The organism is Flavobacterium sp. ABG (assembly GCF_001027725.1).
Taxonomy (GTDB): domain Bacteria; phylum Bacteroidota; class Bacteroidia; order Flavobacteriales; family Flavobacteriaceae; genus Flavobacterium; species Flavobacterium cupriresistens.
The window spans coordinates 16,245-31,568 of sequence record NZ_LEKS01000020.1 but is presented as its reverse complement, the minus strand read 5'-3'; the positions used below and the strand labels follow the sequence as shown (position 1 = coordinate 31,568).

Here is a 15,324-nt window from a genome sequence, read left to right as displayed (position 1 = left end):
TTTCTTGTTTTTAAAAAGTTATTTATTTAGTTTTTTGAATCTCTAAGACTCTGATTTTTGATACTGATTGAAACTCTTTTAATTTATACTTCAAAAGTAGGTCGGTTCTTCCGCTTTAAAAACTAATTCCTACCGAGTTGTTGAATTTGGTGACTGAAATGTTTTTTTTTTAAGATTCTGAGGTTCTGAGTGGCTAAGCTTCTGAGTTTTTCTTCTTAGAGACTTAGAAACTCTGAACCTTAGCACCTCCGTTAAAGATTCTTCAACTGATTCTCTTTCTTATTCTCACTAATTGTCCAGAAGAAACCAACAAAGAAAAATCGGTCTGCTGTTGGTATAACGGCTTGTCTGTTGTAAACTCCGTTTGTGTCCGGTGATCTTGCGTAATCATATCCGAAAACATTCTGAGTTCCTAAAAGGTTCGAAACCGAGAAATAAAGAATCTTTTGCGTGGTCAGCAAATATGCCCAGTTAAAACTCAAACTATTATACGATTTTGTTTTTCCATTCATAAATTGCGTTTGATTGGGATCATTATAAGGTCTTCCTGAACTAAAGCTGTTGGTAAAACCGATCTGTGATTTCCAATCGGTTATGAAATATTTAGTTACAATTGACAGACTGTGATTGGCAATAAAATTAGGCGTTGCCATCGTTGGGAAATTTTTATACTCTCTTTCTGAATCAATGTACGAGTACGAAATCCAATATTCTAAGTTTTTATACAGATTGCTGTCTCTCCAGAATAAATCCAATCCTTTTGCATACCCCGAACCGTTGTTATTGAATGCTGAATTGTATTGAATGTCTCTAGTGTCATATTTTACCAAATTGCTGTAATTCTTATAATATGCTTCAGCTCTGAAAGTCTGACCCGGTTTTGTAAATTGATAGTTCAAGATATAATGCTGTGCTTTTTCACTTTCAAACTGATGGTATTTTGAATATTTGATATAGTCCACTACAGGAGTCTGCGAGAAATCTCCGTAAGCAAAAGAAAACTGACTGTTTTTGGAAACTTTGTAAGCAATAGAAGCTCTTGGAGCAATATTCGTTTCGTTTAATAAACTGTTGTTGGAAAGTCGGAAACCTACTTTGGCGGCCAGTTTTTTAGAGAATAAAATATCCCCTTCTGTATAAAAAGCAGCGATTCCTGAATCGTACCCGTTAGCCACTTTTAGGGATGCATTATCATCAAAATTTTCATTGAATTTGGTGATGAAATAATCTGCTCCAAAAGACAATTTAAAATAATTAGAAAAATCTTTTCTCAATTTCAATTTCAGCTGTGCGGCATTCTCATTACTGTCAACATCATTGATATCAAACGACACCTTATTTTTACTGTAACCGTAACTTATTCCTGAAGTCACTTGCCATCCCGTTCCGAAATTTCCTTTATACGAAGCATTCAAATAAAAGTTGTTATTATTTAAATCGGTTCTGATCGGATCAACAAAGTTTACATTTTTTGAATTTAAATCAAATCTTTCCGAATCAAAAGCGGCATACAGTTTAAGAACCCCTCTTTCAAAGTGATAGCGATAAACCGCCTCACCACCCAAAGATTGATAAGGGTTATTCCAATCCACGTTTTGCGGAATAGCGGCCTGATACGGAGCCAAATTGATATAATTGGTATTGATACTGAACGAACTTTTTTTCCACTTTTGGGTATTCCCTACTCCTAAACCAACCGTCATCAAAGCAATATCTGTTTTATTTTGGTCCGGCTCATCCTGTGTGTTTAAAAGCAAAACACTGGATAGCGCTTCCCCGTATTCTGCCGAATATCCTCCTGTAGAAAAAGCGATTCCACTAAACAAAAAAGGAGAGAAACGGCTACGGGTTGGTAAATTATTGGTGGTTGCGCCATACGGTTGCGCTACACGAAGTCCGTCAACAAAAGTTTGTGTTTCGCTGGCTTCTCCTCCACGTACAAACAAACGACCGTCTTCCCCCACATTTTGTGTTCCGGGCAATGTTTGTAAGGCTGCAATAATATTTCCGGCAGAACCCGCTGTTGTTACAATATCTAATGGTTTAAGTACCGAAACTCTGGCTTTATCACCCGATTCTAATGTTCCTGCGGTAATGACAACAGCATCAAGCGCATTTACATTCTCTCGAAGTTTAACTGTCTGGTCTTTAAAATTCGCAACATCTATTTCTTGTTTGTACGTTTCATAAATTAAAAAACTCACTATTAAAAACTGATTTCCTTTTGTTGTGGTTTCAAAAGAGAACTCACCGGTATCAGAACTTGTAGCACCATCATAAGTCCCATCGATATAAATACTGGCTCCCGGAACTGGTTTTCCTTTTTGATCTACCACCTTTCCTGAAATGGTATTTTGGGCGAAAATAAAAGCCGTTGTAAATAAAAATGCAACTGTAAAAATAATCTTGGTTTTCATGTCATTGGTTTTTGATGAGACAAATATATTTTAACACTTTTAGTTAAAAAACATTTAATAACCCAATTGTAGAATTTCATGGATGAGTTGTAAATTACTTATTTGTATCTTAGCTACTGCGTTTTTAAACTACTGATTATGTTAGAAAGTAAAAGAGTTTCAAATTTGTATCAATCCATCTATAATGGAGATCCCTGGCTGGAAGTAACTTTAGAAAATACCTTAAAAAATGTAACTGCAGCTCAGGCTTATCGAAAAATAAACCCCAGACTGAATACGATTTGGGAAATTGTCAATCATCTTATACAATGGAGAAGAAACATTCTACGACGTGTTCAGGGCGAAACGGTCACCACTCCGGATCATAATTATTTTGTCCCCGTATTAGATTCTTCTGAAGCCGCGTGGGAACAATCTCTACAAAGTCTGGCCAAATCGCAAGAATTATGGAATGCCTTTCTGGATACTTTTGATGATGGCAATTTTGAAAAAATATATCCTACTAACAATCACACCTACTACGAGCACATTCATGGAATCATTCAACATGACGTTTATCATTTGGGACAGATTGTTATTTTGAAGAAGTTGCTTTAAATTCGTTTCAAAATTTTTTTTAACACATAGAGACATAGATTTTATAGATCATACTTGAGATTATTCTAGAAAATCACCATTTTTTCTATGCGATTTCATGTTAAGTGAAACGCCTTTTACCAAGTTTTCAAACTATGTCTCTATGTGTTAAAAAAAAATCATTACTATTATGAAAAAAAAAAAACAAACTTCAATACCTCAATTTTATAACACATAGACACATAGATTTTATAGTTTTTGCTTGAGATTATTGTAGAAAATCACCATTTTTTCTATGCGTTTTCATGTTAAGTGAAGCGCCTTTTACCAAGTTTTCAAACTATGTCTCTATGTGTTAAAAAAAATCATTACTATTATGAAAAAAATAAACTTCAATACTCCATTTTGTAACACATAGATTTTATAGATCATACTTGAGATTATTCTAGAAAATCACCATTTTTTCTATGCGATTTCATGTTAAGTGAAACGCCTTTTACCAAGTTTTCAAACTATGTCTCTATGTGTTTAAAAAAAAATTACTATTATGAAAAAATCAATATTCACACTCGCCTTTTTACTTTTGAATTTAGTTGGTTTCGCACAAGCAACCGAATCCAAATACGACGAAAAATTAGCAAAATCCCTAAATGCCGACGAATACGGCATGAAGAAATATGTCTTCTGTCTTTTAAAATCCGGAACTAACACAACGGCATCTAAAGAAGAAACCAAAAAATTGTTTGAAGGACATATGACCAATATCGGCAAACTGGTTAAAGAAGGAAAATTAGTGATCGCGGGACCTTTTATGAAAAACGAACGAAATTACAGAGGAATTTATATTTTTAATGTCGAAACTATCGAAGAAGCCAATGCGCTTGTCGCGACAGACCCTGCCATTCAGGCCAAATTACTCGAAGCTGAACTTACTCCTTGGTACTCATCAGCAAGCCTGCAGGAAGTGCTAAAACTTCACGATAAAATTGCTAAGAAAAAAATGTAACTCCCTATATGAAAACTGAAAAAGAAAAAATGATTTCCGGCGAATACTATATATCCGGCGATTCTATTTTAATAAAAGAACGCCGAAAAGCTAAAAATCTCTTACATCGTTTAAACGTAACTGAATATCGTTTGACAAAAAAAGCAAAAGAAATTATAGCCGAATTAATCCCGAATGCAGGTAAAAATTTCTATATCGAGCCCCCTTTTCACTGCGACTATGGGTATAATATTTCTTGTGGAGATAATGTTTATTTTAATGTAAACTGTGTCGTTTTAGATTGTGCCCCCGTAACTATTGGATCTAATGTTTTTTTTGCACCCAATGTTCAAATTTATACTGCAACTCATCCACTGGATGCCGAATTGAGGAAAACATTAGAAAATGCATTACCTATTTCTATCGGAGACGACTGTTGGATTGGTGGTAACTCTGTAATCTGTCCCGGCATCACTATCGGTAAAGGCTGTGTCATTGGAGCCGGATCTGTGGTAACCAAAAACATTCCGGACAATTCCTTAGCCGTTGGCAATCCGGCAAAAGTGATTAGAAAATTAAATCAAGAACCTCAATCAAAACTATAATGCTTACCTTAAATAAAGTGCATCATATCGCTATTTTATGTTCCGATTATGAGCAATCTAAATATTTCTACACTCAAATTCTCGGACTTACTGTTATCCGCGAAATCTACCGCGACGAGCGCCAATCGTATAAACTCGATCTGGCTTTAAACGGCAGTTATATTGTTGAATTATTCTCTTTTCCGAATCCGCCACAACGACCGTCACGACCGGAAGCTGTTGGCTTGCGTCATCTGGCTTTTGAAGTTACCGATTTGGAAGAAACGATTGCTTTTTTGAACACAAAAAACATAACATCAGAGCCAATCCGAATAGATGAAACAACAGAAAAAAGATTCACTTTTATAGCGGATCCGGATTTACTGCCGATTGAATTTTACGAGAGATAAATCGTTTATCCTTCTTTAGTTGGATTTTCTGCTCTTTAAAAAAGTCTCACGCAGATTTTAGCAGAATCAAATAAAAAAATCTGCAAAATCTGCGTGAAAAAGCTCTTAACTTAATGACAACGTCCTTTAGCTAGAGGTAAAAAAGAAATCTCATAATGACAGACTTTAGCAAAAAAGCGCCATAAATTTGGCTAAAGCCTTTATCTTCTTCCTTGAATTATCCTCCAGCTAAAGCAGGAGGCTATTCAAACATTGCTTTTACCTTTAAAATGAAATTAGTGTAAAAAACAATTCATTGCTAAAATTCTAAAAAAAATATTCTGTTATATCGCCCAACAAAACACATTATAAAATTGATTTCAAAACTGTTATCATTTTATCAATTGCCTCCAGCTTTAGATGGAGGTAAAATAGAAATTACCCAATGAAAGGCTTTAGCCGAAAAAGAACCCTAAATTCAGGCAAATCCACATAAAATCTCCACTCAGTTACTTTTAACACAATAATATGCTGATTTATTAGGAGAATACTACTTCGATTCTTTAATTTTGTGAATCGCATAAAAATAGTGCGATTTTCAAATTTACTTCTGATGAACAAAACGGCGCAAATCAAAAAAAATCATCAATTTATTGTCTTTCAAAAATTAGTTGTTGTTTCCCTGTTAATTGGTTTTCTCTCTGCTTTTTTAGGAATTTCACTAAAAAAAATTACAGAGTATTACGAAGAAATCTTTTTTCATGAAGTTTCGGTAAATCCTATCTTCTACGTTATTTTCCCGGTTTTCGGATTGTCCGTTATTTATTTTTTAAGACAATATCTTTTCAAAAAGAAAGAGAATAAAGGAATTAAGGAAGTTTTTGAAAGCACCCAATCAAAATCTAAAAACTTACCAACGTACAAAATACCGTCTCACTTTATAAACGGATTATTAACCGTTATTTTCGGAGGTTCAACCGGAATCGAAGTTTCAACTGTAGTTGCCACAGCAACAATTGGCTCGGTAGCACAGCAAAAAGAAAATGTTTTTCGAAAATACAAAACCGAATTAATCTGCGCAGGAGTTGCCGCAGGAATCACGGCATTATTCAGCAGTCCGATTGCGGGAATTTTATTTGCAGTTGAGGTTATTTCCCGAAAAGTGACCCGTGCCTTTATCCTCACAAACGGAATTGCGGTTTCAATCGCTTTTGGTTTGATTACGATTCTAAAAGAAGAACCTTTATTTACGGTCAACGTTACAACCTGGCACTTAAAAGCCATTCCGTATTTTATTCTTTTAGGGATTTTAGCGGGAATAAATTCGGTTTATTTAACGCGTTGTGTATTGTTTTTCAAATCTCAATTCGGTAAGATCCAAACGCATTACTACAAAATTCTCTTAGGCTCGATTGTTTTAAGCATTTCTTTATTTGTCTTTCCACAATTGTATGGAGAAGGTTATCATGCTATTAAAATGATTTTTGGCACTTCTTCCGAGCTTCCTCTGACGATTACTTTAGCTTTAACTTTCATCGGAATTTTGATCCTAAAACCAGTCGTAACTTCTGTAACACTAGCCTCAGGTGGTGATGGTGGTGTTTTTGCTCCGAGTCTTTTTATCGGTGCTTTTTTAGGATTATTAGTAGCTTCAATCTTAAATACGTTTTTTAATACCCAGGTAATTCCGGTCAATTTTATGATTATCGGAATGGCAGCAGTGCTGAGCGCCAGTATCCATGCTCCTTTTACCGCGATATTTTTAGTTTGTGGATTAACAAATGACTATACCTTATTTTTACCCATTTTAGCAGTTTGTCTGATTTCTAAATACACGGCAAAAATGATTTATCCGTATACCGTTTATACGTATTCACCAAGTCTAATAAAATAAAAACATGCCTGTTCAGAAAATAAAAAGAAGCTACCGCAAAACACGCTACATCCTTTATAAAGAAACCCTAATCGACTATAAAGAGCACTTTTGGTCCTTTTTAGGTTCTTTCGTCGGAATCGGAATTCTGGCTTACCTGCAGTCTAAAAACTTCTCCGGCAGCGATGCTGTTTATTTAATTGGTTCTTTTGGCGCTTCGAGTGTTTTAGTGTACGGAATCATTCAGAGCCCGTTTTCACAGCCTCGAAATTTAGTTGGCGGACATATTATCTCTGCTTTTATTGGCGTAACGATTCAGAAATTAGTTCCGGACATTGCCTGGCTTTCTGCCCCGCTGGCCGTTTCGTTTTCGATTATCTTCATGCAAATTACCAAAACGCTACATCCTCCCGGAGGCGCAACAGCACTTATTGCCGTTACAGGCTCTGATCAGATCAAAAACCTGGGGTATGAATATGTATTCTCACCTGTCTTAATCGGGGTTTTAGTGCTGCTGCTTACCGCTTTGATTTTTAATAATATGACTTCGAGTAGAAGTTATCCAAGTCATAGTACTTATCACAAACACTATCATAAAATTAGACAGCGATTGACTCGGAAGTAAAGTTCTTTCTGTAACACGATGTCACCCTGAGCGGAGTCGAAGGCTGGTTCGTCGAGAAGGGGCTTCGACTTCGCTCAGCCTGACAGTTGGAGGTTTTTAGTCTCAGTTTTCAGTCTCAGTCGCATTTATGTCACCCTGAGCGGAGTCGAAGGCTTGGTCGTTGAGAAGGGCTTCGACTTCGCTCAGCCTGACAGTTGGAGGTTTTTAGTCTCGGTTTTCAGTCTCAGTCGCATTTATGTCACCCTGAGCGCAGTCGAAGGCTTGATCGTTGAGAAGGGCTTCGACTTCGCTCAGCCTGACAGTTGGAGGTTTTTAGTCTCGGTTTTCAGTCTCAGTCGCATTTATGTCACCCTGAGCGGAGTCGAAGGCTTAGATCCGTAAGATTAATTCGTCTTTAAAATATTTTCAACAAATCGTAATTCACAATTCGTATTTCGTTTTTTATATTTTACCTTTGACCTCTCAATAAATACAAAGATTATGGTTTATAAATTTAGAGTAATTCTAGACGCCGAAGAAGACATTTTCAGAGACATTGCAATTCTTGAAGACGATACGCTTGAGGATTTACACAATGCGATCTTCAACGCATTTGGTTTTGACGGAATGGAAGTAGCTTCGTTTTATACCTGCGATGAAACTTGGAATCAGGAAGATGAAATTCCACTTTTTGATACTGGCGACGTTCCGGGTGAACATAAAATCATGAGTGATTATCCATTATCTGATATCTTAGACAAAGAAAATACCAAAATTATCTATGTGTACGATTTTATCAACATGTGGACTTTCTTAGTTGAATTGGCTGCTATCGAAGAGCAATCTGCAGGAGCAACTTATCCGGAAACCTTATTCTCTCACGGAGAAATGCCGGACGAAGCCATAGAAAAAAACTTTGAAGCAGACATGCACGATGATATCTACGGCGAATTTGAGGACGATTTAGACGAAGATGATCTGGATATGTTTGAAGGAGACGATAGTTTTGAAGATTTCGGATTTGAGGAGAATTGGAACTAAGGTAAGGTTCTGAGGTTCTGAGTTACTGAGGTTCTAAGTTTTTTTTATTTACAGAATTTTCTTATTTTTAATAAAATTTAAATTATTACAAATGAGCAATTTCAGAAAGCTTTTAATCTGGCAGAAGTCAATGAGCTTGATTACCAAAATCTATATTTCCACTAACCATTTTCCAAAAGAAGAAATATTTGGATTAACTTCACAAATAAGACGCAGTTCAATTTCAATACCCAGTAATATTGCGGAAGGTTTTGGAAGAGAAAGCAATAAAGAGTTTTTACGCTTTTTAAGTATTTCGATAGGTTCATTATTTGAAATGCAAACCCAATTAGAAATAGCAAAAAACATTGCTTATCTAAACGAAAACGAATTTAATAATTTATATGAGGACAGTCGCGAAGTAGAGAGAATGTTAGTTTCATTTATTAAGAAATTAAAAGAAAGAAACTAAAACCTCAGAACCTTAGCAACTCAGAACCTCAGAACCTTTAAATATGATCAACTTATTCAACACCCACATCGAGTCGCTTTCGATACACCGCGTAGGAAACAAAAGCAGAAATGAAGCGATTTTTTTATCGGAACAACCATTTAACTTAAATGACGAAATTGTGCCTCTGATAAAAGAGTACTTTTTTAAGCCTTTTAGAGAAAAAGAAGAAAACTATTATCAGTTTGCGCACGAAGTAGATTTGGATTATAATGATATGTACAAATATGCTTCGGAGATTTTTGATAATCCGGGTAATGTACAAGAGATTTCTAAAAGAATCACGACACATTTATTTGAGCAGTCGAACCATCCACACATTAAAAACGGAGAGGTTTATGTAACGTATTTAACCAATCTGAGCATTGACAACAATGTAGTTGATGCGATTGGAATTTTTAAGAGCGAATTACAGGCTGACTTTTTACAATTTGAAGAAAAAAACAGTAACCTTGAGATGATCCTGCAACAAGGAATCAACTTGAGTAAACTGGACAAAGGATGTTTGATTTTTAATTATAAAAAAGAAGAAGGATACAAAATTCTGACTGTAGACAGCAACCGTTATGATGCACGTTATTGGTTAGAGCACTTTTTATCTGTTGATGCTTTTGAAGATGAAAACTTCATCACTAAAAAATACTTAAAGTTCTGTCAAAACTTCGCGAAAGATGTGGTTTTACCGGCCGAAGACAAAAAAGAAGAGGTAATGTTTATGAACCGATCTGTGAATTATTTCGCTAAAAACGATCAGTTTGAAGAACAAAATTTCTTAAATGAAGTATTAGATAATCCTGACTTAATTCCTGAATTCAAAAATTATAAAGTTGATAAAGGAGAAAAATACAGCATCGAAGATGTAACCTCATTCCCTATTGCCAACTCAGCGGTTTCTGACGCTAGAAAATCGATTAAAAACGTAATTAACCTGGATACTCATATTCAGATTAAAATGGATTTTATCAACCCTGAAAGTGCAGAAAAATTTGTTGAAAAAGGCTGGGATGAAGAAAAACAAATGTATTACTATTTAGTTTACTTCAATAAAGAAGAAAAAAGCTAGTAGTCATTCATTTTCTATTACTTACTTAAACAAAAAACGGCAACTACTCTTTGTAATTGCCGTTTTTTAATAGGTATATTTTCCAACTATCAAAACAAAGAAAACAGTGCTTTGAGAATATCATCGTAAACTTGTTTGTCCTTCTCGCCCGAACGAGCCAGCACTCTGATTCCGGTATAATTATTAAAGATAAAACGAGCCAGTGTTCTTGCTTCCAGTCGTGTTGAAATCTGTCCTGCTTCCTGCCCTTTTTTGACAGCCGCCAGGAAAATCTCCTCTACTGTTTGTCTGTTATCAGCAACAATTTTAGCAATCTCTTCATCATGCATCGCCAGTTCAACGGCAGCATTTACTACAAAACAGCCCTTTGTCATTCGATCGTCCAAACTTTCAATGATGGCTTGTTTAAAGAGTTCTGTCAGTATGACTTTTATGTCCTCGGGTTGGTTTAGAAGGTCCTTAGCCTCCTCCTGTCCCTGTTTGAGATATCTTTTTAAAGCTTTTGAAAAAAGTTTTTGCTTATCTCCAAAAGTATCGTACAAACTCGAACGACTCAAGCCCAAATGAGATACCAAATCCTGCGCTGAAGTACCGTTATACCCTTTGCACCAAAAGATTTCTATCGCTTTATCCAGAGCCTGATCCTCATCAAATTCTTTTGTTCTGGCCATGACTTCGTAATTAAATTCCGTTACAAAGATACAAAAAATTACGGAACGATTGTTCCGTAATTAGAGCAAAAAATTAGACAACAGTGTTTACGATAAGCCCACCATCTACGACAATCTCTGTCCCTGTTATAAACGAAGCGTCGTCTGAAGCAAGAAAAGCAACTGTTTTTGCAATTTCTGAAGGTTTACCAAAACGTTTTAATAAAATTTTATCGCTTAAAGCTGCTCCAAATCCATCGATTTCTTCTTTTTCTAAACCTAATTTTCCGAAAATCGGTGTTTCAATTGGTCCTGGTGAGATAGCATTTATTCTAATGTTTCTTGGTGCTAATTCAGTCGCAAAGACACGGTTTAAAGATAAAAGCGCTGCTTTACTTGCGGCATAAACTCCTGAGTTTTGCATCCCGACACTGGCATTTATTGAAGTATTAAAAATAACCGAACCGCCATCATTCAAAATAGGTAATAACTTTTGAAGTGTGAAATAAACGCCTTTTACGTTGATATCCATAATCGAATCATAATGTCCTTCAGATGCTGATTCTAATGGAGCAAAAGAAGCAATTCCGGCATTCAAAAAGACAATATCAATTTTGCCAAATTTCGCTGAAACTTCTGAGACCAAATTATCAATTGATTTCAAATCCGATTGATCGGCAACAATTCCTGTTACGTTTAATTCTTTTTCAGCTCTCGTTAATGTCTCTTGGTCTCTTCCCGTAACAATTACACTGGCTCCACGTTCAGCTAATTCCGCTGCTGTTGCATACCCAATTCCGCTATTTCCGCCCGTTACAATGGCAACTTTTTTTTCTAAATTTCTCATTTTATTATTTTTATAGTATTGATTAATTGATTATTACAGGGCAAAGATATAATAACGGAACGATCGTTCCGTTATTGGTTTAGTTAATACTTTGTTAAAAAAAAACAACCTCCGCAATTGCGCTGCTCCCTTAGTAAAAAAATCTATGGGGTCATAAACGAAAGAAATAATAAAAGGAGTAAACATCTTTAATTTATACTTAAATTTACAGCCTAAAAACAAATTAAAATGGATAGTCTTTTAAACAGCGAAAGTCCTTTCAAAACCATAATCTCCTTTCACAGGCTAATTGAATCTTTTGAGGAAATTGCCTTATCTAATGTTGATTATCGCTCTAACTACGCCAAAGCTATTTTGAAAGAAATAGAAACGATACCCGAGTTCAGAACCGGAATTGAAGATTTCAGCATCATTAAAAAAAATGAAGCTTTAATCAAAAACATATCAGCTGATTTATTCCCAACTGCTTTAACCAATAACGAGATAAAAGCGATTACAATCCCCTTTCAAAATATCTCCTTCAACTATACCGAGCGTTTCAAGAAAATTTTACGAAATGCGGGCGATGAATTTTACATGGAAATTCGTGATTTTGACAGTCATCAATTCTATATCAATAACTGTTGTTTAATTCTAAGCAGTTATTACAAACAAAAGATCGATTTTAATAAACCCTTCTTTTATGATATCCCGGATGAAGACGGTGTAGAAAAACATTATCGCATTTTGTATAATGCCGATTTTATGGAAATCACGCCAACAGAAAACGCATTACCGCTTACACAAGACGATATTGATCTGTTAATCGACAATTACAATGACATAACACTTTGGAAATCTAAGTTCCCACCCGGAAGTTGGACTTTGAAGGGTTTTGGAATTGTTTCTTTGTTTGATGCTACTACAGAAAGCGCCATCTCTAATTTAAAAAGCAATTTATTAAAACCCGATACACAGTCCGTTGCTACCAACGAAGTGATTGCTGCCATTTTTAGGTCTATTTTCAAAATTCCGGACCTTGAAGTTGGTTTTATTATTTACAATCCCGAAGACGAAAAATTTATCAAACCGGTTAAATACGATCATCAAATGCAAAGTTTTTTACTTTCGTCTGATCAGGAAGTAGATTGTAAAAATGCTTTTTTTGGCTGTTCTTTTGAAAATTTACTGGACAATAAAGAGCCTTTTGTGATCTCTAACGTTCAAAAATTTACCGAAGCATCGGAAAATAAAAGACTGGGCGAGCATTTATTAAAACAAAATATTCAGAGCTGCGTTTTTGCACCGGTTATAAAAGACGGGCATTTATTGGGCGTTGTAGAATTAGTTTCTAAAAAACCAAGAGAGCTCAACAGCATAAACGCTACCAAACTCGAATTGGTGTTACCGTATTTAACCGATACAATTGACCGCTATAATACCGATATGCAACATCAGGTTGAAGCGATAATTCAGCGGGAGTATACGACGATTCATCCAAGTGTATATTGGAAGTTTAAAAAAGAATCTCAAAACTATTTTCAAAACACCAATCCGACCAAAGATTATATTTTTAAGGAAATTGTCTTTAAAAATGTTTTTCCTTTATACGGACAAATCGATATTAAAGGTTCATCGGAACACCGAAACGAAACCGTAAAACGAGATTTGAAGAATCAGCTGACTACGATTTTAGAAATTTTCGAAAACCAAAAGCCAAACACGAATCTGATGCTTTTGGAACAGCGTAAATTTGAACTGGAATCACTTCGTGACGAATTGGATCAGCCTTTAAAAGCAGATACAGAACAGCACATTCAGCGTTATATTGAGGAGGAAATTCATCCGATCCTGAAAAACACAAAAAATACGGCTAAAAGTGAAAAACTGGAAGAATTGTATTTTGCTACTCTGGATCAAAAAACCGGAATGTTTTATCAGGAAAGAAAGAAATTTGATAATGCGATGTCGATTATCAATAAAAAACTGGCTTCGGTTCTGGACAGAAAACAAGTAGAAGCACAACAAATATATCCGCACTATTATGAACGTTTTAAAACGGATGGTGTGGAGCACAATTTGTATATAGGCGCTTCGATTGCGCCAACAAAACCGTTTGATATCATGTACCTGCACAACCTGCGTTTATGGCAATTGCAGACTTTATGTGAAATGGAATTGGAGCATCATCAACTGAAAGAGTCTCTACCTTATGAATTGGATGTAACTTCTTTGATCCTGGTATTCAGCGCAGCGATTTCTATTCGCTTCAGAATGGATGAAAAACGTTTTGATGTTGACGGGACTTATAATGCCCGATATGAAGTTGTAAAAAAACGTATTGATAAAGCCAACATCAAAGGAACAAAGGATCGTATTACAGAGAAAGAAAAAATTACAATTGTATATTCTCAAAACAGCGAAGAAACAGAATATCTAAAGTATATTAAGTACTTACAGCACAAAAAAATACTTGAACCTGCCATCGAACAATTTGAAGTTGAAGATTTGCAAGGGGTTTCAGGCTTGAGAGCCATTCGTGTAAAAGTGATTAACAACATTACGAATACAAACGCAAAAAAAATCACTTATCAAGATTTATTAGATGAGCTCAACTAATTTTTAGTTGAGCTTTTTTTTAAAGATTTTTAAACGCTACTACAAACGCAATAACCGTTATAATAATTCCGAACATAAAAAAGTTATACGCAATTCGGAGTAAATTATACTTACGCTGTAAAACCAATCCCAAATAATACAAATCTTTGATCATGGTCGAATACAAATAATCACGGTCTTTCATCATTTCATTCATAGCCCAATCATAGTCTTCAAGAGGCATTTTGTAGAAATTTCCAAAAAACATCAGATTTACTTTTTTTGCTTCTACATCATCTCGTGTAAAAAATCCTGAAGTTACTTTTGGTCGTGTTGACAGAATAGCAAAAATGATCGTAATCACACTTGACATCAGCATGACAAAAGTCGGGATTACTAAATGTACATTTTTTGGACTGTCTAATTTTGGAATAATCGTAGAGAGCGCGATCGAAATAATAATCGCATTTACAGACAATAAAATATTGGCCTTACTATCTGCAATACCGCTTAAACGGGTATGATTTCCTAAGGTAACGCGAAACAAGGTGTCGATTCCGCGATCCGGTTTTTCAATCTTTTCTCTCTTTTTTTCTTCGTCCTCAAGCTCTTTTACCTTTTTCAGTTCCTGCTTATTGATTCTTTTTTGAACCATGACGATATTTTTCTCTTTTAATGGCTGCCACTTTTTAATCGCATAATCGGTATAAAATCGATGTTTGTTCATTAAAAAATTCAAATTTTCCCTCGCCCAATCCAGATCAGAAAAAGAAAGATTCATGCTGTTTTTTAATTCAAAACGCAATAATTCGCAAGTCGACTCATATTCTAAACTCGTAATATGAACATAATCGGCATCTTTAATGATCTTTTCTAATTCAGTTTGTGGCACATATTCTTTTACGGTAGCCAAAATCAATTTAGAAACTTCATTTATAAATTCATCAGACTGCCCTTTCTCTTTTAGAAACATTGTGGCAATCTTTACGCTTTCACTTTCGTGGTTTACAACACCGTTTACATAACCGGTATCATGAAACCATGCCGCTACCAAAAGTAAATCTTTCTCTGCCCCATCTACATTTTCCTTTGCACAAAGCTTATTAACAGCACTTATTACATTAAAAGTATGGTTAATATTATGGTAAGAATATAAATTAGAAAGTTTATCTTTGAGTAATTTACTAACGAAATCTTCGGACTGTTCTATTAGATTCATAAAGAATAT

At 35.2% G+C, this 15,324-nt stretch carries 14 protein-coding genes; 10 read left to right on the top strand and 4 right to left on the bottom strand.

Annotated elements, in window-relative coordinates; genetic code table 11:
* Positions 1-251: 251 nt before the first annotated feature.
* Positions 252-2,417: a TonB-dependent receptor gene (locus tag AB674_RS17745; protein WP_047778618.1), complete on the bottom strand. Its 2,166-nt coding sequence runs from the start codon at positions 2,415-2,417 to the stop codon at positions 252-254.
* A 138-nt stretch (positions 2,418-2,555) separates the two neighbouring features.
* Between AB674_RS17745 and AB674_RS17740 the strand changes: the two genes are divergently transcribed.
* The 9 genes from AB674_RS17740 (at position 2,556) to AB674_RS17700 (ending at position 10,022) form a co-directional block, all read left to right on the top strand.
* The gene (locus AB674_RS17740) at positions 2,556-3,014 is read left to right on the top strand and encodes a DinB family protein (protein ID WP_047778617.1); all 459 of its coding nucleotides are present in this window, start codon (positions 2,556-2,558) and stop codon (positions 3,012-3,014) included.
* A 526-nt stretch (positions 3,015-3,540) separates the two neighbouring features.
* Positions 3,541-3,999, top strand: coding sequence for a YciI family protein (locus tag AB674_RS17735; RefSeq protein WP_047778616.1), 459 nt, complete (start codon positions 3,541-3,543; stop codon positions 3,997-3,999).
* Between the two features lie 8 nt (positions 4,000-4,007).
* The gene (locus AB674_RS17730; protein WP_047778615.1) at positions 4,008-4,583 is read left to right on the top strand and encodes a sugar O-acetyltransferase; all 576 of its coding nucleotides are present in this window, start codon (positions 4,008-4,010) and stop codon (positions 4,581-4,583) included.
* Positions 4,583-4,972, top strand: coding sequence for a VOC family protein (locus tag AB674_RS17725; RefSeq protein WP_047778614.1), 390 nt, complete (start codon positions 4,583-4,585; stop codon positions 4,970-4,972). The genes AB674_RS17730 and AB674_RS17725 overlap by 1 nt, the downstream gene beginning before the upstream one ends.
* A 592-nt stretch (positions 4,973-5,564) precedes the next feature.
* Positions 5,565-6,845, top strand: a complete 1,281-nt coding sequence (locus AB674_RS17720) for a chloride channel protein (RefSeq protein ID WP_047778613.1) — start codon at positions 5,565-5,567, stop codon at positions 6,843-6,845.
* Between the two features lie 4 nt (positions 6,846-6,849).
* On the top strand, positions 6,850-7,449 hold the full coding sequence (locus AB674_RS17715; protein ID WP_047778612.1) for an HPP family protein: 600 nt from the start codon (positions 6,850-6,852) through the stop codon (positions 7,447-7,449).
* Between the two features lie 480 nt (positions 7,450-7,929).
* The gene (locus AB674_RS17710; RefSeq protein WP_047778611.1) at positions 7,930-8,469 is read left to right on the top strand and encodes an IS1096 element passenger TnpR family protein; all 540 of its coding nucleotides are present in this window, start codon (positions 7,930-7,932) and stop codon (positions 8,467-8,469) included.
* A 91-nt stretch (positions 8,470-8,560) separates the two neighbouring features.
* Positions 8,561-8,920, top strand: coding sequence for a four helix bundle protein (locus AB674_RS17705; RefSeq protein WP_047778610.1), 360 nt, complete (start codon positions 8,561-8,563; stop codon positions 8,918-8,920).
* A gap of 43 nt (positions 8,921-8,963) precedes the next feature.
* Positions 8,964-10,022 (top strand): nucleoid-associated protein, encoded by a 1,059-nt coding sequence (locus AB674_RS17700; protein WP_047778609.1) that lies wholly within the window; start codon positions 8,964-8,966, stop codon positions 10,020-10,022.
* Between the two features lie 89 nt (positions 10,023-10,111).
* Here the strand turns inward: AB674_RS17700 and AB674_RS17695 are convergent, their stop codons facing one another.
* Positions 10,112-10,693, bottom strand: a complete 582-nt coding sequence (locus tag AB674_RS17695; RefSeq protein WP_047778608.1) for a TetR/AcrR family transcriptional regulator — start codon at positions 10,691-10,693, stop codon at positions 10,112-10,114.
* Positions 10,694-10,766: 73 nt separating this feature from the next.
* Positions 10,767-11,519, bottom strand: coding sequence for an SDR family oxidoreductase (locus AB674_RS17690; RefSeq protein ID WP_047778607.1), 753 nt, complete (start codon positions 11,517-11,519; stop codon positions 10,767-10,769).
* Between the two features lie 228 nt (positions 11,520-11,747).
* Between AB674_RS17690 and AB674_RS17685 the strand changes: the two genes are divergently transcribed.
* Entirely contained in the window at positions 11,748-14,117 is a 2,370-nt protein-coding gene (locus tag AB674_RS17685; protein ID WP_047778606.1) for a GAF domain-containing protein, read from the top strand.
* A gap of 19 nt (positions 14,118-14,136) precedes the next feature.
* Here AB674_RS17685 and AB674_RS17680 read toward each other — a convergent pair whose 3' ends face one another.
* Positions 14,137-15,315, bottom strand: a complete 1,179-nt coding sequence (locus AB674_RS17680; protein ID WP_047778605.1) for a Pycsar system effector family protein — start codon at positions 15,313-15,315, stop codon at positions 14,137-14,139.
* Positions 15,316-15,324: the final 9 nt, after the last annotated feature.

Excerpts from the sequence above, each read along its gene's own strand:
- AB674_RS17745 (WP_047778618.1), bottom strand. The coding sequence starts at position 2,417 with ATGAAAACCAAGATTATTTTTACAGTTGCATTTTTATTTACAACGGCT.
- AB674_RS17740 (WP_047778617.1), top strand. The coding sequence starts at position 2,556 with ATGTTAGAAAGTAAAAGAGTTTCAAATTTGTATCAATCCATCTATAAT.
- AB674_RS17735 (WP_047778616.1), top strand. The coding sequence starts at position 3,541 with ATGAAAAAATCAATATTCACACTCGCCTTTTTACTTTTGAATTTAGTT.
- AB674_RS17730 (WP_047778615.1), top strand. The coding sequence starts at position 4,008 with ATGAAAACTGAAAAAGAAAAAATGATTTCCGGCGAATACTATATATCC.
- AB674_RS17725 (WP_047778614.1), top strand. The coding sequence starts at position 4,583 with ATGCTTACCTTAAATAAAGTGCATCATATCGCTATTTTATGTTCCGAT.
- AB674_RS17720 (WP_047778613.1), top strand. The coding sequence starts at position 5,565 with ATGAACAAAACGGCGCAAATCAAAAAAAATCATCAATTTATTGTCTTT.
- AB674_RS17715 (WP_047778612.1), top strand. The coding sequence starts at position 6,850 with ATGCCTGTTCAGAAAATAAAAAGAAGCTACCGCAAAACACGCTACATC.
- AB674_RS17710 (WP_047778611.1), top strand. The coding sequence starts at position 7,930 with ATGGTTTATAAATTTAGAGTAATTCTAGACGCCGAAGAAGACATTTTC.
- AB674_RS17705 (WP_047778610.1), top strand. The coding sequence starts at position 8,561 with ATGAGCAATTTCAGAAAGCTTTTAATCTGGCAGAAGTCAATGAGCTTG.
- AB674_RS17700 (WP_047778609.1), top strand. The coding sequence starts at position 8,964 with ATGATCAACTTATTCAACACCCACATCGAGTCGCTTTCGATACACCGC.
- AB674_RS17695 (WP_047778608.1), bottom strand. The coding sequence starts at position 10,693 with ATGGCCAGAACAAAAGAATTTGATGAGGATCAGGCTCTGGATAAAGCG.
- AB674_RS17690 (WP_047778607.1), bottom strand. The coding sequence starts at position 11,519 with ATGAGAAATTTAGAAAAAAAAGTTGCCATTGTAACGGGCGGAAATAGC.
- AB674_RS17685 (WP_047778606.1), top strand. The coding sequence starts at position 11,748 with ATGGATAGTCTTTTAAACAGCGAAAGTCCTTTCAAAACCATAATCTCC.
- AB674_RS17680 (WP_047778605.1), bottom strand. The coding sequence starts at position 15,315 with ATGAATCTAATAGAACAGTCCGAAGATTTCGTTAGTAAATTACTCAAA.